At 69.1% G+C, this 23,093-nt stretch carries 25 protein-coding genes; 13 read left to right on the top strand and 12 right to left on the bottom strand.

Annotated features, from left to right (window positions below; translation table 11 throughout):
- Positions 1-24 precede the first annotated feature (24 nt).
- The 8 genes from ABD289_RS13930 to ABD289_RS13895 form a co-directional block, all read right to left on the bottom strand.
- The gene (locus tag ABD289_RS13930; protein ID WP_344131374.1) at positions 25-525 is read right to left on the bottom strand and encodes a hypothetical protein; all 501 of its coding nucleotides are present in this window, start codon (positions 523-525) and stop codon (positions 25-27) included.
- Positions 522-881: a hypothetical protein gene (locus tag ABD289_RS13925; RefSeq protein ID WP_344131371.1), complete on the bottom strand. Its 360-nt coding sequence runs from the start codon at positions 879-881 to the stop codon at positions 522-524. Before ABD289_RS13925 ends, ABD289_RS13930 begins: the two co-directional genes overlap by 4 nt.
- Positions 878-1,156 carry a hypothetical protein gene (locus tag ABD289_RS13920; protein WP_344131368.1) on the bottom strand — a complete coding sequence of 93 codons (279 nt, stop codon included), beginning with the start codon at positions 1,154-1,156 and terminating at the stop codon, positions 878-880. Before ABD289_RS13920 ends, ABD289_RS13925 begins: the two co-directional genes overlap by 4 nt.
- 106 nt (positions 1,157-1,262) lie before the next feature.
- Positions 1,263-2,309, bottom strand: a complete 1,047-nt coding sequence (locus ABD289_RS13915; protein WP_344132055.1) for an AAA family ATPase — start codon at positions 2,307-2,309, stop codon at positions 1,263-1,265.
- Positions 2,310-2,311: 2 nt separating this feature from the next.
- Positions 2,312-2,476 carry a hypothetical protein gene (locus ABD289_RS13910; RefSeq protein ID WP_344131365.1) on the bottom strand — a complete coding sequence of 55 codons (165 nt, stop codon included), beginning with the start codon at positions 2,474-2,476 and terminating at the stop codon, positions 2,312-2,314.
- A complete protein-coding gene (locus tag ABD289_RS13905) occupies positions 2,473-2,697 on the bottom strand; it encodes a hypothetical protein (RefSeq protein WP_344131362.1) in 225 nt (74 codons plus the stop codon). Before ABD289_RS13905 ends, ABD289_RS13910 begins: the two co-directional genes overlap by 4 nt.
- Entirely contained in the window at positions 2,694-3,212 is a 519-nt protein-coding gene (locus ABD289_RS13900; RefSeq protein WP_344131359.1) for a hypothetical protein, read from the bottom strand. The genes ABD289_RS13905 and ABD289_RS13900 overlap by 4 nt, the downstream gene beginning before the upstream one ends.
- Positions 3,209-3,403 (bottom strand): helix-turn-helix transcriptional regulator, encoded by a 195-nt coding sequence (locus tag ABD289_RS13895; RefSeq protein ID WP_344131356.1) that lies wholly within the window; start codon positions 3,401-3,403, stop codon positions 3,209-3,211. The genes ABD289_RS13900 and ABD289_RS13895 overlap by 4 nt, the downstream gene beginning before the upstream one ends.
- A gap of 94 nt (positions 3,404-3,497) precedes the next feature.
- Here ABD289_RS13895 and ABD289_RS13890 point away from each other — a divergent pair, with 94 nt between their 5' ends.
- Both ABD289_RS13890 and ABD289_RS13885 read left to right on the top strand, forming a co-directional pair.
- On the top strand, positions 3,498-4,010 hold the full coding sequence (locus ABD289_RS13890) for a helix-turn-helix domain-containing protein (RefSeq protein WP_344131353.1): 513 nt from the start codon (positions 3,498-3,500) through the stop codon (positions 4,008-4,010).
- 3 nt (positions 4,011-4,013) lie between these two features.
- On the top strand, positions 4,014-5,225 hold the full coding sequence (locus ABD289_RS13885) for a tyrosine-type recombinase/integrase (RefSeq protein ID WP_344131350.1): 1,212 nt from the start codon (positions 4,014-4,016) through the stop codon (positions 5,223-5,225).
- Here the strand turns inward: ABD289_RS13885 and sodN are convergent.
- A complete protein-coding gene (sodN, locus tag ABD289_RS13880) occupies positions 5,177-5,584 on the bottom strand; it encodes a superoxide dismutase, Ni (protein ID WP_344131347.1) in 408 nt (135 codons plus the stop codon). The two genes, ABD289_RS13885 and sodN, sit on opposite strands and share 49 nt — an antisense overlap.
- A gap of 79 nt (positions 5,585-5,663) precedes the next feature.
- Here sodN and ABD289_RS13875 point away from each other — a divergent pair, with 79 nt between their 5' ends.
- Positions 5,664-5,978 carry a S24/S26 family peptidase gene (locus ABD289_RS13875; protein ID WP_344131345.1) on the top strand — a complete coding sequence of 105 codons (315 nt, stop codon included), beginning with the start codon at positions 5,664-5,666 and terminating at the stop codon, positions 5,976-5,978.
- Between the two features lie 56 nt (positions 5,979-6,034).
- Here ABD289_RS13875 and ABD289_RS13870 read toward each other — a convergent pair whose 3' ends face one another.
- On the bottom strand, positions 6,035-6,652 hold the full coding sequence (locus ABD289_RS13870) for a dTDP-4-dehydrorhamnose 3,5-epimerase family protein (RefSeq protein ID WP_344131342.1): 618 nt from the start codon (positions 6,650-6,652) through the stop codon (positions 6,035-6,037).
- 467 nt (positions 6,653-7,119) lie between these two features.
- On the opposite strand from ABD289_RS13870, the gene ABD289_RS13865 reads away from it, so the two are divergent.
- Both ABD289_RS13865 and ABD289_RS13860 read left to right on the top strand, forming a co-directional pair.
- Complete coding sequence (locus ABD289_RS13865) at positions 7,120-8,319, top strand: NAD(P)-dependent malic enzyme (protein ID WP_344131339.1); 1,200 nt, start codon at positions 7,120-7,122, stop codon at positions 8,317-8,319.
- A 319-nt stretch (positions 8,320-8,638) separates the two neighbouring features.
- Complete coding sequence (locus tag ABD289_RS13860; protein ID WP_344131336.1) at positions 8,639-11,437, top strand: sensor domain-containing protein; 2,799 nt, start codon at positions 8,639-8,641, stop codon at positions 11,435-11,437.
- Here ABD289_RS13860 and ABD289_RS13855 read toward each other — a convergent pair.
- Positions 11,424-12,947, bottom strand: a complete 1,524-nt coding sequence (locus tag ABD289_RS13855) for a bis-aminopropyl spermidine synthase family protein (protein ID WP_344131334.1) — start codon at positions 12,945-12,947, stop codon at positions 11,424-11,426. The two genes, ABD289_RS13860 and ABD289_RS13855, sit on opposite strands and share 14 nt — an antisense overlap.
- Before the next feature lie 279 nt (positions 12,948-13,226).
- Here ABD289_RS13855 and ABD289_RS13850 point away from each other — a divergent pair, with 279 nt between their 5' ends.
- From ABD289_RS13850 to ABD289_RS13835, 4 genes are read left to right on the top strand one after another with little or no spacing between them, the layout of a single operon-like run.
- The gene (locus ABD289_RS13850; RefSeq protein WP_344131331.1) at positions 13,227-14,309 is read left to right on the top strand and encodes an ABC transporter ATP-binding protein; all 1,083 of its coding nucleotides are present in this window, start codon (positions 13,227-13,229) and stop codon (positions 14,307-14,309) included.
- Positions 14,306-14,947 carry an ABC transporter permease gene (locus ABD289_RS13845; protein ID WP_344131328.1) on the top strand — a complete coding sequence of 214 codons (642 nt, stop codon included), beginning with the start codon at positions 14,306-14,308 and terminating at the stop codon, positions 14,945-14,947. The genes ABD289_RS13850 and ABD289_RS13845 overlap by 4 nt, the downstream gene beginning before the upstream one ends.
- On the top strand, positions 14,944-15,624 hold the full coding sequence (locus ABD289_RS13840) for an ABC transporter permease (protein WP_344131325.1): 681 nt from the start codon (positions 14,944-14,946) through the stop codon (positions 15,622-15,624). The genes ABD289_RS13845 and ABD289_RS13840 overlap by 4 nt, the downstream gene beginning before the upstream one ends.
- The gene (locus tag ABD289_RS13835; RefSeq protein ID WP_344131322.1) at positions 15,621-16,496 is read left to right on the top strand and encodes an ABC transporter substrate-binding protein; all 876 of its coding nucleotides are present in this window, start codon (positions 15,621-15,623) and stop codon (positions 16,494-16,496) included. Before ABD289_RS13840 ends, ABD289_RS13835 begins: the two co-directional genes overlap by 4 nt.
- A 76-nt stretch (positions 16,497-16,572) precedes the next feature.
- Here the strand turns inward: ABD289_RS13835 and ABD289_RS13830 are convergent, their stop codons facing one another.
- Positions 16,573-17,355: an IclR family transcriptional regulator gene (locus ABD289_RS13830; protein ID WP_344131319.1), complete on the bottom strand. Its 783-nt coding sequence runs from the start codon at positions 17,353-17,355 to the stop codon at positions 16,573-16,575.
- A 77-nt stretch (positions 17,356-17,432) separates the two neighbouring features.
- On the opposite strand from ABD289_RS13830, the gene hutH reads away from it, so the two are divergent.
- The 4 genes from hutH to ABD289_RS13810 are packed head-to-tail and all read left to right on the top strand — an operon-like array spanning position 17,433 to position 23,081.
- Positions 17,433-18,968: a histidine ammonia-lyase gene (hutH, locus tag ABD289_RS13825; RefSeq protein WP_344131316.1), complete on the top strand. Its 1,536-nt coding sequence runs from the start codon at positions 17,433-17,435 to the stop codon at positions 18,966-18,968.
- Entirely contained in the window at positions 18,965-20,611 is a 1,647-nt protein-coding gene (hutU, locus tag ABD289_RS13820; protein WP_344131313.1) for a urocanate hydratase, read from the top strand. Before hutH ends, hutU begins: the two co-directional genes overlap by 4 nt.
- Positions 20,608-21,792, top strand: a complete 1,185-nt coding sequence (locus ABD289_RS13815; RefSeq protein ID WP_344131310.1) for an allantoate amidohydrolase — start codon at positions 20,608-20,610, stop codon at positions 21,790-21,792. The genes hutU and ABD289_RS13815 overlap by 4 nt, the downstream gene beginning before the upstream one ends.
- Entirely contained in the window at positions 21,792-23,081 is a 1,290-nt protein-coding gene (locus ABD289_RS13810) for a formimidoylglutamate deiminase (protein WP_344131307.1), read from the top strand. Before ABD289_RS13815 ends, ABD289_RS13810 begins: the two co-directional genes overlap by 1 nt.
- The last annotated feature ends 12 nt before the right edge of the window (positions 23,082-23,093 follow it).

Genomic DNA, 23,093 nt, shown 5'->3' with positions numbered 1-23,093 from the left:
TCCTGGTCGGTCGGGTTGGGCTTGTTACGGGCGGAACACCTCGTAGTTGCCGCTGGGGGCCTGGGTGAGCTGCGACGACTCCACGTCGTCGGCTGGGGCAAGCGCTGGCGCTTCCGGTTCGGGCTCCGGCTCGGCCGCGGGGTCCGGTTCGGGCGCCGAGGTGAGTTGGGTTTCCCATCCGGCCCCGGCCGGGTGCGGCTCCGGCTCGGCCGCGGGTTGGGGCTGAGACTGCGGCGGCCACGGTTCGTTGTAGTTCCGATCGCATGGGCCGTACTCGTGGTCGTAGCAGCCCTGGGCCATCTGGACCGCCACCGCGCTGAGCATGGATTCCTGAGCGTCCACATCGGCGCGGGCGATCTTGGCTTTGGACTCCGGCGAGCACCGGCCGTTGATCGTGCCGAGCACGTCGAGGATGGGCACGTGTAGCGGTCGGCCGGTGCGGGCGTCGGTGAACGTGCACATGTGCGGCAAGATGCTGCGCTCGGCCTCGGCCAGGCGGTCGGCGAGCTTGGCGGGGCGTTTCACCGTGGCCTCCGTTCCTGCTCGGCTTCGAGCGAGGCCAAGCGCTGCTCGAGGTCGAGCGATTCGCGCAGGGACAGGCAGGATTCGAGCAGTACGCGGGCGGCCTGCACCCGGTTGCGGCCGTCGTCGTCGACCAGGGCGGCACGGAGGGCGGAGACGGCTTCTGTGGCGCCCGCGGCGAGCTGGCCGACGGCGGTGGACAGGATCTCTGTGCGGGTGTCGCGGACTTCCTCGGCGAACGCGGGGTCGTCGAGCCAACGGCGCACGGTCCGTCCGGACACACCGGCTTGGTGTGCGGCCTGTTCGGTGGTGGCGCCGGAGGCGAGTGCGACGACTGCGGCGGGGCGCTTGGCGGTCACGGGTGCACCTCGGTTTCGGGCGTAAACCGCGCATAAGCCGAGTTATGCGCGGTGTTTTTGGGGCGGTTGTGAAGGGCCGCGGACGGGCTCACCAGGCCGGGTGGACCTTGAAGCGCAGGGTCCGCCGTACGCGCGCGTGCGCGTGGGACCACTCCGGCCGCCCGTGGGCGGTTGGTGTGGTGGTTGAGCCAGCGGCGGAAGCGCACTTGGCGGTGGCGTTCGATGCTGTAGAGGCCGAGGGCGGCGGCCAGCACCATGAGGTCGATGGCGGTCATGGTTCTCCTGTTCGGGGGTCTGTCCGTCCGCTGTCCCCCCTTATAGGGGGGGACAGCGGACAGACATGTCCGTGATCGGTGGACAGCGGTGGACAGACGGACATTTCTAGGTTTCGCCGAGCCTGTAGAACGCTCGGCGGTCTGTGCCCTCGTTGATCAGGGCACCCTCGCTGACCAGCTCATTTAGTGCTCGGTGGAACGTTGCGGGTGCCATCTCGGCAGAGTTGCGGAGTTCGGCCTTGCTGGCGCCGGTCTCGCTGAATGCGGACATGAACACGGACAGCAGCTCGCTTGCTTTGCCCGTGATGTCCGCGCCGATCGCGGACACGACGGCGCCGCTTTCGCTGCCGGTGATGGTCTGTAGCGCGAGGGTGTGGACGTCGTCTTTGGGGCCGTCCTTGCGTTTGGTGCGCGACAGCTTGACCTGCGACGCGTCACCCTCGGTCATGTACACGGTGTCGACGCCCGCTTCGAGTGCGCTGGATCCGCGGATGGTGGTTTTGTCCTTGCCGGTGTGGTGGACGGCGAGGACGGTTCCGCCGCCCGTGGCCTTTTGCAGGGTGTAGAGGGCACCGACGGCGGTACCCATGTCCTGTGAGCTGTTTTCGTCCATGCCGACCATGCTTTTGGCGAGGGTGTCGACGACGACCAGGCCGAAGCCGTGGGAGTCGATGACCGCGGCGAGCGCGTCGACGGTGCCGACGTGTCCGAGGTTGGCGGGTTCGGGGTACACGGCGAGCTCGTCGGGGTGGATCGTCTGGTTCCAGGCGCGTTCCCACGCGTCGAGGCGCTGGTGCAGCCCGTAGGCGCCCTCAGCGGCGACGTAGAGGACGCGCTTGGGCTCGGTCGCGCGGTTCTGCCAGCGGCGGCCGGTGGCGACGCTGGCGGCCCAGTCGAGGGCGATGAACGATTTGAGGCTGCCCCAGTGTCCGGCGAGGACAGCGACGGTGCCGAGGTCGATGGTGTCTTCGATCAGCGGCGTGGGCGCGGGGAGGTCGGCGAGCTGGGCGCGGTTGAGCAGCCGTGCCGCCAATTCCTGCTGGCGGGCGAGGGCAGCGGGGTTGACCGGCTCGAATGAGTCGGGGGTGCCGCCCGGCCGGGCACCGTTGGTCACGGTGTACCCGGTCGGGGCGGGCTGCACGTCGGGCGGCATGGTCACTCTGTCGTCTCCTGGGCGGCGTACCGCCGGGGTTTGATGGCGAGGCGTTCGGTGATCTCGTCGACGCTCCAGCCTTGGGCGGCGAGGTCGTTGGCGTGGCGTCGCAGCTCGTCGTCGGTGAGGCCGAACGTCGAGGGGCCCTCGTCGAGCAGGTCTCTCATTGGGTGACGTGCCCCCATTCGTCGAGGGCGCGCAGGGCTGCTCGGCGGGCCTGGCGCTGGCGTCGTTCGATGCGCAGCAGGGCGGAGAGGGTGATGACTTCCTGGCCCTCACGTTCACCGGGGATGTCGCAGGCGAGCTGGGCGGCCTCGTCGTGAATGATGATGAGGCGGTCAAGCTCGTCGTCGGTGAGCTTGCGGGGGTCGCGGGCGGGGGTGGTCACTGCTGCACCCCCTCGGCGGCCTCGGCGCGGGCGCGGTACTCGTCGCGCTTGCGTCCTGCCTTGGTCAGCTCGGCGGAATACTCGTCGGCCTGCCGGATCGCCGCGTCCCGCTCGGCGGTCAGGCGCTCGACCTGCTCGGCCAGGTCGGTACCGCGGTCGGGCTCCTGCACCCCCTCGGCGGCGTTGGCCATGTCGGCGAGGTGTCCGGCGAGCTGGCGCATCTGGCGGGGCGTGAGGCTGTCGAGGGCCTGGTCGCCGATGTGGAGGTATCCGCGGTACGTGCCGTCGCCCTCGGACCACAGTTCAGTGCTGATGAACTCGCCGCCGCTGACGGCGGTGTCGGTGTGTGCGAGCTTGGGCTCGGCAAGCTGGTGGCGGCCGGTGGCGTCTGCGATACTTGCGGAGGTCGAGGTAGTCATCTGGTGGCTTTCCAATCGATCCTGGCGGCGGCCTGTCTCTGTGGTGGGGAGGGCCGCCGCTTTCGTTGTCTGGGGCAGGTTTTCGCGGCTGGTCATGCCGCGGTCTCTTTGGCGAGCTCGGCGTCAAAGCGGTCGAGTTCGGCGGCGGCGTAGAGCACCTTCCGGCCGACCTTGACGCCCTTGGGGCCGTAGCCGATGTGGCGCCAGTACCGGACGGTGTTGAGCGTCGTGCGGTAGCGCTCGGCGACCTCGGCGGTGGTGAGATACGGGGCTTGCTCGGCAGCCATGTCATCCTCTCCTAGGATCATTAGGTGATTCTCCAGGAGAATAGATGACGTTGGGGGTGCTTTCAACCCTGGGGCGCCTGTAGCCTCTATCCCCATGAAGGATAAGCACCAGTCAAAGGGAGCGGACCGGCATGAAACCCTCTGGTCATACGGCTACCGGCCCGAGCGCGCGCTTGGGGAGAGCCTGAAAGAACTCAGGACCGCAGGCGGGATGTCGCAGGAGTACATCGCGACGATGATGAGCCGTGCCGGGTTCTCCTGGCGGCAGACGACGGTCGCCAAGACAGAAGCGGGCAACCGTCCTGTACGGCTCGACGAAGCTGCCGCGTTGGCGCTCCATTTCGGCGTCTCGGTCAACGAGCTGATCGATAACCAGGCCGATACGCCAGAGCAGTCGAAGATCGAGTCGAAATACCGGGTTGCCTTCTCGATGTACCTCAGCAGCATGTCGCGGGTCGAAGAGGCCGTGGCGCGGCGTGACGCGGCGGAGGTCGAGTACCAACAAGCGCTCAACGCCATGAAAGAGCGTGAGGCGAGCTACGAGCAGGCCAAGGCGAAGTTCGACCAAGCGTTTGGGACTGCCGAGGCCGACGAGCTGGGGGAGTAGCGGGTGGCGAGCGTTAAGAGACGCCCGAACGGGAAGTGGCGGGCGCGGTATCGCGACGAGGCAGGCAAAGAGCACTCCCGGCACTTCGGCAAGAAGGTCGAGGCCGAGCGGTGGCTACGCGAAGTCGAGGCGTCGATCGTCACCGGCCAGTACGTCGCGCCCGACGCCGGGAAGATCACCGTGCGCCAGTACGCGGCCAGCTGGGAGGCGCAGCAGGTCGGGGGAGCCGCGGCTGCCCGGATCGTCGACAACGCCCTGCGGCTGCACGTGCTGCCCGAGCTCGGCGACAAGCCGATGCGGGCGGTGCGGCGTAGTCACGTGCAAACCCTGGTGAAAGGGCTCTCGGACGAGCTGGCGCCCGGCACGGTGCGCAACGTCTACGACGTGACGGCGAAACTGTTCGCGGCCGCGGTCTACGACCGGGTGATTCCGACGACGCCGTGCGAGCGGATCACGCTGCCGAAGGTCTCGGATGTGGAAGTGGTGCCGCCGACCGTCGAGCAGGTGCACCGGCTCGCCGGCGCCGTCGACGAGCGGTATCGGGCCGCGGTGTCGATGCTGGCCGGCAGTGGCTTACGCATCGGTGAGCTGCTGGGGCTGCGCGTCTCCGATGTGGACTTCCTGCGGCGCACGGTCCGTGTCGAGCGGCAGCGGCTACAGAGCGGGAAACTGGCGCCGCCGAAGACCGACAAGTCGGTGCGGACGGTGCCGCTCGGGCAGGTGGTCGTCGACGAGCTGGCCGCGCACCTGGCGGCGTTTCCCTCGGGCGAGTGGCTGTTCACCGACCACGGCGGGGATCCGGTGCCGTACTGGCGGTGGAAACGTGTGTGGGCCGCGGGGCTTGATCGCGCGTTCCGTACCCGCGACACGTCCACCGGCGAGGTGCGCGTGACCGATGAGGCGGGCGCCGAGATGACCAGTCACGATCTGCGGCACTTCTACGCCTCGGCGCTGATCGCCGGGGGAGCGTCGGTGAAGCAGGTTCAGACGGTGCTCGGGCATTCGTCGGCGGCGATCACGCTGCGCGTGTACTCGCATCTTTGGCCCGGAGATGAAGACCGCACCCGGTCCATCATCGACGCCCAATTGAACGTCTTGCGGACCGGGTGCGGACTCAGTGATGCTGCTTCCAGCGTTTCCGCTGGTGAGAGCACAGGAAGTGGCGGTCAGCCCTTCTTGGTCTCCCAGAAGATCTTGTCGATCTCGGCGATGTAGTCCAGCAGCTGCTGACCGGTCGCCGGGTCCATCGAGCCCTTGGTGCCCGAGGCGCCCGCGGCCTTGGTGGCCTTGTTGACCAGCTCGTGCAGCTCCGGGTACTTCTCGAAGTGCGGCGGCTTGAAGTAGTCCGTCCACAGCACCCACAGGTGGTGCTTGACCAGCTCGGAGCGCTGCTCGGCGATCGTGATCGCGCGAGTGCGGAACTCCGGGTCCTCGTTGTTCTGGTACTTCTCCTGAATCGCCTTAACGGACTCAGCCTCGATCCGCGCCTGTGCGGGGTCGTAAACGCCGCACGGAAGGTCGCAGTGCGCGGTGGCCTCCAGGCGAGGGCCGAGGATTCGCGACAGGAGTCGCATGTTTCCTCCCAGACAGATCAGTGCTCCGACGGGTCTGACCCTACTCTTGAAGATCCTCGACGTCCTACTGGAGGTAAATGTGACTTCGCTCGATCGATGGCCCTGGCGCAGGTTGCGGGTGCGCGGACCGTCGATGACTCCCACACTGCGAGACCGCGATGTCGTGGCGTTGCGGGTCGGCGATCGTGCGGAGCCGGGGGACGTGGTGCTGGTGCGATGGGATTCCCGCCCGCAGCAGTTGTCGGTCAAGCGCGCAGTGCGACGCGTCGGCGAGGAATGGCACGTGGAGGGCGACAACGCTTTCGGCTCAACCGACTCGCGCGAACTGGGCCCGGCCCGAGTGCTGGGCGTGGTGCGTTGGAGGTTGTGGCCCTCTCCCCGCCGGATCCGGTGAGCTGAGGAAGGGAACCTTCCTGTCATTCGCGGTGACAGGGAGGTTCCCTTCCTCGCTTACGACCGCGCGGCGGTGCGCAGCGTCTCGTAGTGGGCCAGGCAGGCGTGGTAGTCGGGCAGCAATCCCTGCTCGGTCGCCTCGGCCAGGCTCGGCGCGGTGCGGTCCTTTTCGGACAGGACCGGTTCGCCGTCGAGTTCGTCGGCCCACGGCAGGGCGAGGTCCGGGTCGAGCGGATTGATGCCGTGTTCGGCGCTCGGGTTGTACTCGGTCGAGCACAGGTAGCTCATCACCGTGTTGTCGGTCTGGGCGATGAACGCGTGCCCGAGTCCTTCGGCCAGGTAGACCGCGCGGTATTCGGTGGAGTCCAGTCGGATGGCTTCCCATCGCCCGAAGGTGGGAGATCCGACGCGGACGTCGACGATCACGTCGAGCAGTGCCCCCTGCGGGCAGTAGACGTACTTGGCTTGCCCCGGTGGGGTGTCGGAGAAGTGCACGCCCCGGAGCACGCCGCGAGCGGAGACGCTGTGATTGGTCTGGGCGACTGTCAGCGGATGCCCCGTGGCTTCGGCGAACGCGGTCCCCTGGAAGGGCGCGACGAACAGGCCGCGGTGATCCGGGAAGGATTTCGGGGCGAACTCGAAGGCCCCGGTGATGTCGAGTCGACGTACCTGCACGCTCGCAGAGCCTAGGAGGCGCGACCGGGGCCGGTTCGGTGGGGCGGTCCTGGCAAGAAGGTTCCCATCCGCACTTCGACGAGCGGATTCGCGCCCGGGCGGATTTGAAATCGCCAGGCCGGATTCTGCAGAACGGTGCTCGGTCTCTGAATCGATGAATTCAAATCGGACAATCGTACGGGCATCGAAAATATGACGCTCGTACTGTCAACTCCCGTAAAAAATTCGCCTTTTTGCTGGTATGCGGTGTGATCCCTGTCGCTGACAGTCCTTCCGAAGCCTGGCAGACTAACCGCACCGCAGCGTCCGCCGAGTCGCTGTCCGAACAGGACGGCAGGTATCGGTATTTGAGGCGCCCGCTTCCGCCGGAACGCCCGGCGAGTGGTCGTCGAATAGCGGTGTAAAAACCGCGTTTGGCCTGCCCGGATTGTGTTTCGGGCGCTAGGCATGGCTACAGGAGGGACGCCGTGACCGCAGTGAACGACAGCATCAGTACCGGCATCGGTTCTGAACTGACCCACGAAGAGATCTTCGCCGCGCACGAGGGGGGCAAGCTCACCGCTTCGGTGAGCGCTCCGCTGGACACCGCGCGCGACCTTTCCATCGCCTACACCCCCGGAGTGGCGCAGGTGAGCCGCGCGATCGCCAGCGATCCCGCGCTGGCCGACCGCTACACCTGGACGCAGCGCCTGGTGGCCGTGGTCAGCGACGGCTCCGCGGTGCTGGGGCTGGGCGACATCGGCCCGAAGGCGTCGTTGCCGGTCATGGAGGGCAAGTCCGCGCTGTTCAAGACCTTCGCGGACCTGGACTCGATCCCGCTGGTGCTCGACACCAGCAACGTCGACGAGATCGTCGAGACCCTGGTCCGGCTGCGGCCGTCGTTCGGTGCGGTGAACCTGGAGGACATTTCCGCTCCGCGCTGCTTCGAGCTGGAGCGCCGCGTCAAGGAGGCGCTGGACTGCCCGGTCATGCACGACGACCAGCACGGCACCGCCGTGGTCGTGCTGGCCGCGCTGCGCAATGCCGCGAAGGTCGCGGGCCGCGACCTCGGTTCGATGCGCGTGGTGATCTCCGGCGCCGGGGCCGCTGGGGTGGCCTGCGCCGAGATCCTGCACACCGCCGGGGTCGGTGAGATCGTCGTGCTCGACTCGCGCGGCGTGATCCACTCCGGCAGGGAGGGGCTGACCCCGATCAAGCAGGAGCTGGCTTCCTACACCAACCAGCGGGGCATCACCGGTGGCCCGGAGGCGGCGATGAACGGGGCGGACGTGTTCATCGGCGTGTCCATCGGGCAGGTTCCCGAGGAGCACGTGGCCTCGATGGCCGACGGGGCGATCATCTTCGCGCTGTCCAACCCGGATCCGGAGATCCACCCCGAGGTCGCCAATCGGCATGCGTCGGTGGTGGCCACCGGGCGCAGCGATTTCCCGAACCAGATCAACAACGTGCTGGCGTTCCCGGGCATCTTCAAGGGTGCGCTGGACGCCGGTGCGCGAGCGATCACCGACGGGATGAAGGTGGCGGCGGCCGAGGCGATCGCGGAGGTGGCCGCCGACGACCTCAGCGCCGACTACATCGTGCCGAGCCCGCTCGACCCGCGGGTCGCGCCTGAGGTGAGCGCGGCCGTGGCGAAGGCCGCTCGCGCCGAGGGCGTGGCCACTGCGTGATCGACGGAAGACACCGGTGGTCGACTGACCGGCGGTAGATTCAACGTTCGGCTGATGGGGCCGGGAGCGTCCAACTGGATGCTCCCGGCCCCATCAGCATCGGTGGTGCCATCGGTCCACAAGCACGACGAATTCGAGCGATGGGCGTCATCGAGTTGGTGCGGACGGCGTCACTTGTTCAGGTGTCGGTCACCGCGACCCGGCACCATGCCGGTATCGGCCGGGCACAGAGCGGTAAAGTCTGCACTGTGACTCGCTGTGTCCCACATCACTCAGTGGCGTGGTGAGGCGCAGCCGGTGGGGCTGCAACGCAGGAGGGGTGCAGTTGATCGAGCGGAGGGAGCAGGCCCGAACGGCCAACGGTGGCCTCGGGTCGGCGAGAGCTCAGGCCGGCCGAACAGCGCTGCCCGACGCTCCGGCGCTGCTCAGCACCGAGGACGGGCTCGTGGTGACGGCCACCGAGAAGGCCGCCGTGCTGGCCGGCGCGCCCGACCCATCAGCTCTGATCGGCACCAAGCTCGAAGATCTCGTGGAACGCGACGGGCGCGCCACCTGGCTGATCACTCGCGATGGCAGGACGCCGGTCCGGATGCAGACCTGGCCGCACGCGGAGGGCACCGGGCTGCGGGTAACCGTGCTGGTCGACGTCTCCGACCTCGCCGACGACAGCTCGGTGCTGTCCTCATCGGCCGACTCGGAAGAGCACTACTGGCTCATCGACGCCCAGCGCTTGGCCAAGGTCGCCAGCTGGGTCTACTACCCCGACACGGGCGTGATCTACCGAAGCCCGCTGCTGGCCGAGTTCATCGGCGAAGACGGCGCTGAGCGGGCCGATCGCGTCACCTCCATGATCGAGATCACCCATCCCGACGATCGCGCCGTTGCCGAGCGCTTCTACGCCGAGGTGTTCAACGCCGCACCCGGCGAGCTCGTCGAGACCGAGCTCCGCAACCGAGACGGCAGCCGGGTGTTCCTGTGCACCGGCAGCACCGAGTACGACAAGGCCGGGCAGGTCGCGCGCGTGCAGGGCACGGTCCAGGACGTCACCGAGCATCGTGCCTTGGAAAAGCAGTTGCGCGACGAGCGCCGCCGGCTGCAGGACGCTCAACGCATCGCCAAGCTCGGCACCTGGGAGGTCGACCCCAGGACGAACGTGATGCGGCTGTCGAACATGCTGCGCGAGATCCTCGGATTGCCCTTCGACGCGGAATGCACCTTCGAGTGCTATCTCGACAAAGTCCATCCGGACGACAGGTCCTGCGTGCGGCACGCCTGGAAGCCGCTGGTCGAAACCGGTGAACCCGTTGAGATCGAGCACCGCTACCAGCGGGCCGACGACAGCATCCGGATTCTGCGGGTGCACGGCACCAAGATCGTCGATGCGGCCGGGGAAGACCTCTACGTGGGCACCGCGCAAGACGTCACCGAGCAGCGCGCCGTCGTCACCAAGATGCAGCGCACCAGCCAGCGCTTCGCCGACCTGGTCAACATCGCGCCGGTCGGCATCGGCCTGTTCGACCGCTCCGAGAAGCTGGTCGATGCCAACGACGCGCTCTGCGCCCTGCTGGGATATCGCCTGGACCAGCTGCGCGGCATGAGCGTGCGCGACGTCGCCCACTCGGAGGAGCCCGACCCCAGCCTGCCCGCACCGGGCGAACCGGGCGTGCGGCGCCGGGCGCCGCAACGAGTGCTGGTGCGAGCCGACGGCGAACCGGTCCACTGCGAGCTGCACATCTCCACGTCGGTGCAGGACGACGGCACGGAGTTCTGGCTGGTGGTCTTCCAGGACATCACCGAACGCCGCCGCGCGGCCGAGGCGCTGCGCTACCAGGCGACCCACGACGAGCTGACCGGACTGCCCAACCGGACCGCGGTCAAAGAACTGCTCGGCAGCATCCTCGGCCGCGCGGACTCGCAGGGCGTGGCCGTGCTGTTCTGCGACATCGACAACTTCAAGCGGGTCAACGATTCCCTCGGGCACGACGCGGGCGACGAACTGCTGGTGGCGCTGGCGCGGCGGTTGGAGGGCAGCCTTCCGGAGCACTGCACGGCCGCGCGCTTGTCCGGGGACGAGTTCGTCGTCATCTGCCCCGACGCGGAGGCCGTCGGCGGGGTCGATTCGCTGGCCACGCGGGTGGTGGCACTGCTGCGCACCGCGGTCCCGGTGCACGGCCAGCTCGTTCGCGTGTCCTCCTCGATCGGCGCGGCGGTGCCCAACGACTGCAGAACGTGCGGCGACGACCTGCTGCGGTTCGCGGACGCGGCCATGTTCGAAGCCAAGCGCCGCGGCGCGGGCAAGGTGTCGTTGGCGAGCTCGGCGCTGATGGCCGCCGCGGACCGCCAGCTGCACCTGGAAGGCCAGCTCCGCGAAGCCCTGGCCAACGACGGCTTAGAGCTGCACTACCAGCCGGTCGTGGATCGCGAGGGCGCCGTGGTCAGTGCCGAGGCCCTGGTCCGCTGGCCGCATCCCGAACGCGGCATGCTCGCCCCCGACGCGTTCCTGCCGGTGGCCGAGCAAGGTGACTTGCTACGCGAGCTGGATCGTTGGGTCCTGCGCACCGCGCTGCGCGAGGCCGTGAAATGGCCGGCGCGCAACGGGCGATCGGTCAGCATCGCGGTGAACCTCGCCGGACTCGTGCCCGGCGGACCGGACTTCGTGGATTCGGTGGCCGACATCGTCGCCGAAACCGGCATCGACTGGGACCGGGTGATCCTCGAGCTGGTGGAGACGGCCCTGGTCGATCTGCCCTCCCGCACCCGGCACGAAATGGCCGAACTGGCGGGGCGCGGTGTGCGCTTCGCCGTCGACGACTTCGGCACCGGGTACTCCTCGCTGGCCCGCCTGAAGGACCTGCCCGCGCAGATCATCAAGGTCGACCGGCGGTTCGTCGCCGGTGTGGACGGCGACGCCTCCGACTTCGCCGTCGCACGGGCCGTGGTGGACATGGCCTATGCGATGGACCGGCAGTGCGTGGCCGAAGGAGTCGAGACGGCCGCGCAGTTCCAGTTGCTGCGCGGCATGGGCGTGGAGAGCTACCAGGGTTGGCTGTTCGCCCGCGCCGTTCCCGCGACCGAGTTCCGCGAGATCGTGGCCGGCGACGGCATCAACGTGCCCTGACGACGACCTCGCCGACCCGGTGACGGGGCAGGTCGATCAGCCGCAACGCCAGGTCACCGGTGTCGGGTGCCAGTTCGGCGACCTTGTCCTTGGCCTCGCGCTTGGTGAGCTCGGCGGTGTGCGCGATGAGCCCTTCGCGCCAGACGTTGCCGAGCTTGCCGTGCGCTCGCCGCAGCAGGTGCGCGGCCACCGAGTCCGATTCGACGGCATCGGCGATGACCACGGCGTGCTTGGCGTCCGGGCTGCTGCGGTGGAAGCGCAGCCGGAACTTGCTGCTGACCAGGTTCACCAGGTCCGTCTGGGCGCGTTCGCTGGTGATGTCGGGATGGTTGTTGTCCACCAGGAACCCGGCCCGGTCGGCGTTGCAGGCCAACAGCATCCGCAGCAGCCACGGACCCGGGTCCGCCCGTAGATCGAACACCGGGGTGTGCTGGCCGCGCACCGGACGCGTCCAACCCGGCGAACGCAACTCGGCCACCGGTGCACCGACCGGGTCCGCCAGGGCGCTCAGCAGGGTTTCCGACGTCGCCGAGGACATCGATTCGACCGACTGCGGACCGTGGGTGTAGATCGAGTGGACCTGACGCAGGGCGAGTTTGCGGGTCTGCGCGGTCGGCTGGCACACGTACAGGTCGCTGGCGCTGCCGATCGCCTGAGCACCGTAGTAGCGGTGAAAGCCGGGCAGAATCGCCTCGAACACCATGCCGAGGCGCAACACCTCCTGCTGCACCTTGTGCCCCAGCGCGGGGGTGCGGTCGCTGTAGCCGTAGGCCAGCAGCAGCCGGCTGTTGGCCCGGGCCAGGCACTCGGCCGCGCGAGCGGCGAACAGGCCGATGCCTTCGGCGGTGTAGGGCGGGTCGGTGAACACCAGATCGGCCCAGGACTCCAGGTCCGGGGGCAGACCGAAGCGCAGGTCCGCGTGAAGGGTACCGATGCCGTACCCGCGGTCCGCGGCGACCGTGTCGATGTGCCGCAGGATCTGCTCGTCGAGGTCGACCACGCGCAGCTGCGCGCGCGGCTCCACGATGGACAGAGCCAGCGAGGTGAGGTCGTGATCACCCAGCAGCAGGACCTTGGTGCCCGGCAGGTCGTAGTTGTCGCGCATCCACTCCGCACGGCGCAACGCGGTCTCCGGCGTGGCGGTGACGTGATCGAGTGCCGCCGTCGGCTTCGGACCGGAGGTGATGAAACCGGACATCAGGTCCAGCTGTTCGTCGGTGCGCGCCCGCGGAGCCCTGAGTTCGTCCAGGTCGAACTCCTCGCGATAGCGCGCGGCCGCCTCGTCGGTGAGCCGGTAGCCGGACGCGTCCTGCTGGAGGTCATCGCCCGCGGCGTCGAGGAGGTCCTCCACGGTGCGGCGGGAGACCCCGGTGCGGCGGATCAGTTCGTCGAGGGAGCGGTGGCCTCCGGTGAGCTCGCCCAGAACATCCCGCCTGCGGCGGGCCAGCGGCCCCGCGGAGTTGAGCAGATCGCGCACGGCTTCGACCGGTTCGGATTCAGCAGCATTCATGAGGACGCCCAGCTTAGGAGATGTTTCAGTTCGGGGCTTGCGCGGCGGTGCCGGGAGCGGAACCTCGGGCGCCGCCGGGCTGCGGGATCCGCGACTCGAGTAGCGAGCTGAGTCCCACACCGCATGCGGCTCCCCCGCGTACTGCAAGGACCCTCGTAGTTGTGCTGCGCACAGGTCGCCGCTGGAGGTCACGCGTCGGTATCGGGAGATCGCGATACGCCGGATGGGCGATTAGGGTCGGGCAGGTTTGTGGCGGTCTGCGATGAGAAGGGGGCTCGCGTGATCGAGTTCCAGGCCGTCCGAAAGCAGTACGGCAACGGCACCGTCGCCGTCGAAGAGCTCAGCCTGTCGGTGCCGGTCGGCACCGTCACGGTGCTGGTCGGGCCTTCCGGCTGCGGCAAGACCACGCTGATGCGCATGGTCAACCGCATGATCGAACCCTCCTCGGGCAGCGTGCTGGTCGACGGCACCGACGTGCGGCAACGCGACCCCGCGCAGCTGCGCCGCGGCATCGGCTACGTCATCCAGCAGGCGGGGTTGTTTCCGCACCGCACGGTGCTGGACAACATCGCCACGGTGCCGATCCTGGACGGGCAGACCCGCCGCGCGGCACGGGCGCGGGCGGCCGAGCTCCTCGACCGGGTCGGACTGCCCGCCGAGCTGGCCAAGCGCTATCCGGCGCAGCTATCCGGTGGCCAGCAGCAGCGCGTCGGCGTGGCGCGGGCGTTGGCTGCCGACCCGCCGGTGCTGCTGATGGACGAGCCGTTCAGCGCGGTCGACCCGGTCGTGCGCGAAGGACTGCAGGACGAGTTGCTGCGGCTGCAGGACGAGCTGGACAAGACGGTCCTGTTCGTCACCCACGACATCGACGAGGCGATCAAGCTCGGGGAGAAGGTCGCCGTACTGCGCCAGGGCGGGCACCTCGCGCAGTGCGCCGAACCCGACGAACTGCTGGCCGAACCCGCCGACGACTTCGTCACCTCGTTCGTCGGCCGCGACCGCGGCTACCGGCGGCTGTCGTTCGTGGACTCCCACGACCTGAAGCCGCGCCCGGTGCCCACTGTGGAGCTCGGAACCGCGGTTGACCCCTCCGACCAGTGGCGGTTGGCCGTCGACACCGAGGGAAAGCCGCGCGGCTGGCTCGCACCCGGGCACGGAGCCGAGGCTGTGCTCAGCGAGAAATCCCTGGTCGCCGGAGGATCGCTGCATCAGCAGGACGGGCCGCTGCGCGGTGCGCTCGACGCGGCGCTGTCCGCACCGTCCGGGCAGGGCGTGGTCGTCGACTCCGAGGGCGCGAGCCTCGGAGTGGTGACCGCCGAGGAGGTCCTGGCGCTGCTGGAACGGCGCCGGGCGGCGTCATGATCGAATTCTTCGACAGCCCCAGCAATCGCGAGCTGCTCATGGGCCAGCTCGGCCAGCACGTGTACCTGTCGTTGCTCCCGCTGCTGTTCGGCACGTTGCTCGCCCTGCCGTTCGGGCGGTTGGCGCAGCGGGTCGGCTGGTTGCGCGGAGCGTTGCAGGGCAGCGCCAACATCGTCTACACGATTCCTTCGCTGGCGTTGTTCGTGATCATCCCGGGCGTGCTGGGGACCCCGCTGCTGTCGCCGCTCAACGTCATCATCGCCCTGACCCTCTACACCGCTGCGCTGCTGGTCCGGCCGGTCTTGGACGCGCTGGAATCGGTACCCGGACACATCGTCGCCGCGGCCACCGCCATGGGATACCGGCCCGGACGCCGGCTGCTGGCGGTCGAGCTGCCGCTCGCGGTCCCGGTGCTGACCGCTGCGGTGCGCGTGGCATCGGTGAGCAACATCAGCCTGGTCAGCGTCGGTGCGCTGGTCGGCATCGGCGGTCTCGGGAGGCTGTTCACCGACGGTTTCCAGCGGGACTACCCGGTCCAGATCGTCATCGGCATCGCGGTCACGCTGCTGCTGGCCCTGATGGTGGACCTGTTGCTGGTGCTGGCCTGGCGGCTCGCGACACCGTGGGCGCGCCGATGATCGCCGAGATCCTCGCCTGGTTGGCCGACCCGGCGCACTGGACGGGTCCGGGCGGTGTCGTGGCGCAGGCGCTGCTGCACCTGTACTACTGCGTGCTCTCGGTCGCTGTGGCTAGCGCGATCGCAGTGCCCGCAGGCGTCTACATCGGACATACCGGGCGCGGTGCGGTGCTCGTGGTCGGACTGGGTAACGCGATGCGCGCCCTACCGACCCTGGGCCTGGTGACGCTGCTGGTGCTGGGCTTCGGGATCGGTGTGACACCCGTCCTGGGCGGTCTGGTGATCCTGGCGGTCCCCGCGGTCCTGTCCGGGGCGTACGCCGGTGTTCGCAACGCCCCGGCCGACGCGGTGGACTCGGCCAAGGGAATGGGCATGACGCCGCGGCAGGTGCTGTGGCAGGTGGAGCTCCCGACCGCGCTGCCGCTGGTGCTCGGCGGCGTCCGCAGCGCGATGCTGCAGGTCGTGGCCACCGCCGCGGTCGCGGCCTACGTGGGACTCGGCGGTCTGGGACGCATCCTGCTGGACGGGCTCAAGGTCAGCGACTACGCCCAGATGGCCTCGGCCGCGATCGTCATCGCAGGCCTGGCCGTGCTGCTGGACCTGGCCTTGGCCGGGCTCACCCGGTTGTTGGTGCCGCGCGGTCTGCAGCTGGCCGCGAGACGAGGAGGGAACCATTGAGACGACTGCTCGCGCTAGCGGCCGCAGCCCTGCTGCTGGCCGGATGCGGATCCCAAGACCCCTTGGAAGCCAATCAAGCCCAGGGCGGGCAAGTGGTCATCGGCTCGGCGGACTTCGCCGAGAGCGAGCTGCTCATGCACGTCTACGCCGAGGCCTTGAAGAGCACGGGCGCGCAGGTGCAGACCCGGCCGCGCATCGGTGCCCGCGAGTTCTACGTCGGCGGCGTCCGCTCGGGTGAACTGACGATGGTGCCCGAATACACCGGCAACCTGCTGTACTTCCTCAACTCCGAGGCTTCGGCCACGGAATCCCAGCAGGTCTACGACCAGCTCGAGAAGGCTCTGCCCGGCAACCTGGACGTGCTGGAGCAATCCGGCGCCGAAGACTCCGACGTGCTGACCGTGACCCGCCGCACCGCCGATTCGGGCCTGCGCTCCATGGCCGACCTCGGACCGCGCTGCGGTGAGCTCGTGCTCGGCGCCCCGGCGGAGTGGAAGTCGCGCTGGGAAGCCCAGATCGCCCAGGACTACGGCTGCACCTTCAAGGAGATCCGCAGCGTCGAAGCGGGCACGCTGACTGTCGACGCGCTGACCTCCGGCCAGATCCAGGTCGCGAACCTGTTCAGCACATCCTCGGCGATCAGGGCCAACGACCTGGTCAAGCTCGACGACCCGAAGAACATGTTCCCCGCGCAGAACGTCGTCCCGCTGGTCGGCAAGGGCAAGCTCAACGCGCAGCAGACCGAAGCGGCCAACAAGGTCTCCCGCGCCCTGACCACCGACAAGCTCACCGAGCTCAACGAGCGCATCGAGGTGGACAAGGACAACCCGCAGGACGTGGCGAAGGACTTCGTCGCAAGCATCGGACTGTGACAACGGCAGTCCAGAGCCGCAGCAGGGGAACCTTTCTGCCACCGGCACGTCGCCGAGTGACAGAAAGGTTCCCCTGCTAACCGGCTCGCCCGCTGATTCGGTTGGTGAGCTCGCTGGCCGCGTGCTCGACGTGCTCGGCCAGGTCCGGCCAGGTGTTGGTGCAATCCGGGCCGTCGCAGTGATGGCGGAAGGTCACGCTGATCGCCGCGATGGGATGCGCGGTGTGGTCGAACACCGGGCATGCCACCGAAGCGAAACCGGCGGTGATGAAACCGTCCTCGACCGCCCAGCCGCGCCGCCGCTCGGCGTTGAGCAGGCGCCTGAGCTCCGGCAGATTGCGCGGCCCCCGCTGAGTGCGAAGCACGAACCGATCACCGGAAGGCAGCAGCGCGCGCACCTGAGCGGCAGGCAGATGCGCCAGAATCGCCCGCCCCGAAGCGGGCAGCTGCGCAGGCAGCCGAACGCCCACATCGGTGACCAGCGTCTGCGGCTGTGATGGCCGTTCTTTGATCAGGTACAACAGCTCGCCGCCGTGCAGCACGCCCAGTTGCGCCGTGCGGCCCACCCGGTCGACGAGGCGCCGCAGCAGCGGGCCTGCCAGCCGCTCGAGCGGATCGTGACGCAGGTAGGCGGAGCCGAGCTCGAAGACCGCCACGCCCAGGCCGTAGCGCCGCTCCTCGGGCAAGTGGACGACGAATCCGGCCGCGACCAGCTCCGCCAACAAGTGATAGGTCGTCGAGCGCGGCAGCTCCAGCTCGCGCGCCAGCACGCCCGCCGAGACCGGGCCCGGGCGCGCGGCCAGGGCCCGCAAGATGCCCAGCCCGCGCCGGAGCGCGGGAACGTCGCTGCTGTCACCCACGCCTGAAGTCTGGCATCCCAGACAGTCTCACTCCATCCGGGCTTCTGCCAGGGCCTTCAGCGAGCTGGGATGGAGTCATGCACAACGAGTTGTTCCTCGGTCCGCAACCGCTCGGGCGCGATGAGGTCGTGGCCGTGGCGCGTGGCGGCGCCCGGGTGCGGTTGAACGATCTCGCCCAGCAGGGCATCGACACGACCAGAAAGCACATCGCGGGACTCGCCGCCGAAGAGCGCCCCGTTTACGGCGTCTCCACCGGCTTCGGCGCCCTCGCCGTGCGCCACATCCCGGCCGACCGGCGGGCCGCGCTGCAACAGGCGTTCGTGCGCTCGCACGCCGCGGGGGCGGGTGCGGCCGTCGAGCCCGAGGTGGTTCGCGCGCAGATGCTGCTTCGCCTGCACACCATCGCCACCGGGCGCACCGGCGTCCGCCCGGAGACCGCCCAGGCGCTGAACGCACTGATCAACGCGGGAATCGTTCCCGTGGTGCAGGAACACGGGTCGCTGGGATGCTCCGGCGATCTCGCGCCGCTGGCTTCGGTCGCGCTCGCGCTGACCGGCGAAGGGAACGTCTTCGACAGCGCCGGGAACTGCCGACCGGCCGCCGAAGCTCTCGCCGAGGCCGGTATCGAGCCGGTCGTGCTGGCCGAGAAGGAAGGGCTGGCGCTGACCAACGGCACCGACGGCATGCTCGGGATGCTCGTGCTCGCCCTCGACGACATCGCCGCGCTGCTGGACATCGCCGATGTCACCGCCGCGATGAGCATCGAGGCACTGCTCGGCACAGATCGTCCGTTCGCCGCCGACCTGCAGGCGCTGCGGCCACACCCGGGACAGGCGGTCTCGGCTGAACGAATGGCGACCTTGCTCGCGGGCTCGCCGATCGTGGCCAGCCACCGCGGCCCCGACTGCCCGCGCGTGCAGGACGCCTACTCGATGCGCTGCGCACCGCAAGTGCACGGTGCCGCCCGCGACACCGCCACGCACGCGGGTGCGGTGGCCGACCGGGAGCTGGCCGCGGCCATCGACAACCCGGTGGTGCTCGACGACGGGCGCATCGAGTCCAACGGGAACTTCCACGGTGCCCCGCTCGGCTACGCGCTGGACTTCCTGGCCATCGCGTTGGCCGACGTGGCCGGCATGTGCGAGCGGCGCACCGACCGGATGCTCGACGTCGCTCGCTCCCACGGGCTGCCCGCGTTCCTGGCCGACGACCCGGGCGTGGATTCCGGGCACATGATCGCCCACTACACCCAGGCCGGGGTCACCTCCGAGCTCAAGCGCCTGGCCGCGCCCGCCTCGGTGGATTCGATCCCGACCAGCGCTATGCAGGAAGACCACGTGTCGATGGGCTGGTCGGCGGCGCGCAAGCTGCGTCGCGCCGTCGACGGGTTGACCACCGTGCTGGCCGTCGAACTGCTCACCGCCGCGCGAGCCCTCGACCTGCGGGCTCCGCTGGAACCCGGACCCGCCACCGGCGCAGTGCGTGCGGCGCTGCGCGCGCGGGTGCCCGGTCCCGGCCCGGACCGCCACGTGGCCCCGGAGATCGCCGCTGCCGAAGAACTCATCCGCGGCGGTGCCATTCACGCCGCCGCCGAGACCGGGAGGTCAGCATGACCGACGTGCGTGCCCAGCGCGGCACCGAACTGACCGCGCGCAGCTGGAGCACCGAAGCGCCGCTGCGGATGCTGCACAACAATCTCGATCCCGAAGTCGCCGAACGCCCGGATGACCTCGTCGTCTACGGCGGAACCGGCAAGGCCGCCCGCAACTGGGCGAGCTTTCACGCCATCACTCGCGAGCTCACCGGGCTGCGCGAGGACGAGACGCTGCTGGTGCAGTCCGGCAAGCCCGTCGGGGTGCTGCAGACCCACGAATGGGCGCCCCGCGTTCTCATCGCCAACTCCAACCTGGTCGGCGACTGGGCGAACTGGGACGAGTTCCGCCGTCTCGACGAGCTCGGGCTGATGATGTACGGGCAGATGACCGCAGGCTCCTGGATCTACATCGGAACCCAGGGCATCCTGCAGGGCACCTACGAGACCTTCGGCGCGATCGCGGCCAAGCGCTTCGGCGGCAGCCTCGCCGGAACGCTGACGATCACCGCAGGCCTCGGTGGCATGGGTGGCGCGCAGCCACTGGCGATCACGATGAACGAAGGCGCCGCGCTGATCGTGGAGTGCGACCCCGAGCGTGCGCACCGCCGCGCCCGCCAGGGCTATCTCGACGAGGTCGCCCCGAGCCTGGACCAGGCGATCGAGTCGGCTACGGCGGCGAAGAACCAGCGCAAGCCGTACTCGGTCGCCGTCATCGGCAACGCGGCCGAGATCCTGCCCGAACTCCTCCGAAGAGGCGTTCCGGCCGACATCGTCACCGACCAGACCTCGGCGCACGACCCGTTGTCGTACCTGCCGCTGAACGTGGACCTGGACGACTGGGCCGACTACGCGGCGAAGAAGCCCGACGAGTTCACCAGCAGGGCCCGCGATTCGATCGCTCGCCACGTCGAGGCGATGGTCGGCTTCCTCGACGCCGGCGCCGAGGTGTTCGACTACGGGAACTCGCTGCGCGGCGAAGCCCGCCTCGGGGGCTATGACCGCGCCTTCGTCTACCCGGGATTCGTCCCCGCCTACATCCGTCCCCTCTTCTGTGAAGGAAAGGGTCCCTTCCGGTGGGCGGCACTGTCGGGCGACCCGGCCGACATCGCCAAGACGGACAGGGCAGTGCTGGAACTCTTCGGCGACGACGAGCACCTGGCGCGATGGCTGCGGCTGGCTGACAGGAAGGTTCCCTTCCACGGTTTGCCCGCCCGCATCTGCTGGCTCGGCTACGGCGAGCGAGCAGAAGCCGGTATGCGGTTCAACGAGATGGTCGCTTCCGGTGAACTCTCCGCCCCGGTCGTGCTCGGTCGAGATCACCTGGACTGCGGATCGGTGGCTTCGCCGTACCGGGAGACCGAGTCCATGGCCGACACCTCGGACGCGGTGGCCGACTGGCCGTTGCTCAACGCCCTGGTCAACACCGCTTCCGGTGCGACGTGGGTATCGCTGCACCACGGTGGCGGCGTGGGAATGGGGCGTTCCTTGCACGCCGGACAGGTCACCGTCGCCGACGGCACCGCGCTCGCGGGGCAGAAGCTGCACCGGGTGCTGACCAACGACCCCGGCATGGGCGTCATCCGGCACGTCGACGCAGGTTACGAACGTGCCGAGCAGGTCGCCGCCGAGCGCGGCGTGCGCACCCCGCTGGTGGGCCGATGAGCACATTGGCCGACATCGCCGACATCGGCACGGACCCACGTCGCGGCGGGTACTCCCGGCACGTCTTCGACGATGCCGAGCGGCAGTTGCGGGAATGGTTCGTCGAACAGGCGCAGCGGCGCGGACTCGGAGTGCGCACCGATGCCAACACCAACATCTGGGCGTGGTGGGGCGAGCCGGGAGACGACGCCGTGGTCACCGGAAGCCACCTCGACTCGGTGCCCGGCGGCGGAGCCTTCGACGGGCCGCTGGGCGTCACCAGCGCATTGCAGGCCATCGACATCCTGCGTGCCAGGGGCTTCCATCCGCAGCGGCCGTTCGCCGTGGTGGTCTTCGCTGAGGAGGAGGGCGGCAGGTTCGGAGTGCCGTGCCTGGGATCGAAGCTGCTGACCGGGCAGATCGACGCGGACCGGGCCCGCGCTCTGCGAGACGTCGACGGCAACACCTTCGCCGAGGCAATGGTGGCCTTCGGCGCCGACCCGCGGCGTTCCGGGCGCGACGATGCCGCGCTGCGACGGATCGGGCAGTTCGTCGAGCTGCACGTGGAACAGGGCAAGGGCTTGGTGCACCAGGAACGTCCCATCGCCGTGGCCGATTCGATCCTGGGCCACGGCCGGTGGCGCTTCCGGTTCCGCGGGCAGGGTAACCACGCCGGAGCCACCCTGATCGACGACCGCCGTGACCCGATGCTGCCCGCCGCGCAACTCGTGCTGGCCGCTCGACGGACCGCCGAAGCCAGCGCCGGCGGTCGCGCCACGGTCGGCAGTATCGTGCCCAACCCGGGTGGCACCAACGTGATCGCCTCCGCGGTCGACGTCTACCTCGACGCCCGCGCACCTCGACGAGCCCGGGAGATGGTCGACGAACTGTCCGCCAGGGCAGCCGAATGCGCTGCGGAGGAGGGCTGCGAGGTCGACATCGCCGAGGAGTCCTTCGGCGACACGGTGCACTTCGACACCGTGCTGCGCGACCGGATTCGCGGCGTGCTCGACGGCGCTCCCGCATTGGCCTCCGGGGCGGGCCACGACGCCGGAATCCTCGCGGCGGAACGTCCGTCGGCGATGCTGTTCGTGCGCAACCCGACCGGGATCAGCCACGCACCCGAAGAACACGTCGAGGACGACGACTGCCAGAAAGGTTCCCTTGCACTGGCCGATGTCCTCGCGGAGCTGGCGGGGTGATGGGCGTGTTCTGGTGCGAATGGGCCTGGCTTCCCGAAGGGCCCGCGAAGGGCGTGCAGTTCGAAACCGACGGTGGCCGGATCACCGAGGTTCGCCGAACTGAAGGGCCGGGCGAAGCGGAGGTGCTGGCGGGCATGGTGTTGCCCGGGCTGGCCAACGCGCACTCGCACGCCTTCCACCGGGCACTGCGCGGGGACACCACCCGCGGAACCTTCTGGACGTGGCGGGAACGCATGTACCAGGTGGCGGCCGCCCTGGACCCGGACACCTACTACCGGCTGGCACGCGGCGTTTACGCCGAGATGGCGCAAGCCGGTATCACCGGTGTCGGTGAGTTCCACTACCTGCACCACGCGCCCGGCGGCGTCGGCTACCGCGACCCCAATGCGATGAACCACGCGCTCGCGCAGGCTGCCCGCGATGCGGGTATCCGGCTGACGCTGCTCGACACCTGCTACCTGGCAGGAGGTTTCGGGCGCGAGCTCGATTCGGTGCAGCGGCGCTTCTCCGACGTGGACGCGGCGGGCTGGATGCGGCGTGTCGAGCGGTTCGACGCCGACGACGTGTTGATCGGCGCCGCCCTGCACTCGGTTCGGGCGGTTCCGGCCGAAGCGATCCCCGAGATCGCGTCCTACGCCTCCCGAGGACCGCTGCACGTGCACCTGTCCGAGCAGCGTGCCGAGAACGACGCGTGTCTGGCCGCCCACGGATGCACGCCGACGGAATTGCTGGCTGAGCGCGGCGCTTTGGGAAACAACGTCACCGCAGTGCACGCCACGCACCTGACCTCGCGGGACGTCGCTCTGCTCGGAGACAGCGCCACCGGTGTGTGCCTGTGCCCGGGAACCGAGGCCGACCTCGCCGACGGCATCGGCCCGGCGGGCGAACTGCGATCCGCGGGCAGCGCGATGTCGCTGGGCAGCGACGGCCACTCGAGCATCGACATCCTCGGCGAATCCCAAGCGGTGGAGGCCCACCAGCGGCTGGCCACCGAAACCCGCGGTCACCACACGCCTGCCGAGATGTTGGAGATGGCCACGGCGCACAGCAGCATCGGATATCCCGACGCCGGGCGCCTCGAGGTGGGCGCTCGAGCTGACTTCGTGGCCATCGGCATGGGCTCGGCCCGTCTCGCCGGTGTCGACCCGCACGCCGTGCCAGTGGTGGCCCGCGCCGACGACGTGCGCGACGTGATCGTCGACGGACGGCACATCGTGCGGCAGGGCAGCCACGTCGTCGTCGACACCGCTCGTGAACTGCGCGAATCCATCTCCGCTCTTCGAACGTGAGGAAGCAGCCAA

It is taken from the genome of Saccharopolyspora halophila, assembly GCF_039531955.1.
Classification (GTDB): Bacteria; Actinomycetota; Actinomycetes; order Mycobacteriales; family Pseudonocardiaceae; genus Saccharopolyspora; species Saccharopolyspora halophila.
This window is presented reverse-complemented; position numbering and strand designations above follow the sequence as displayed.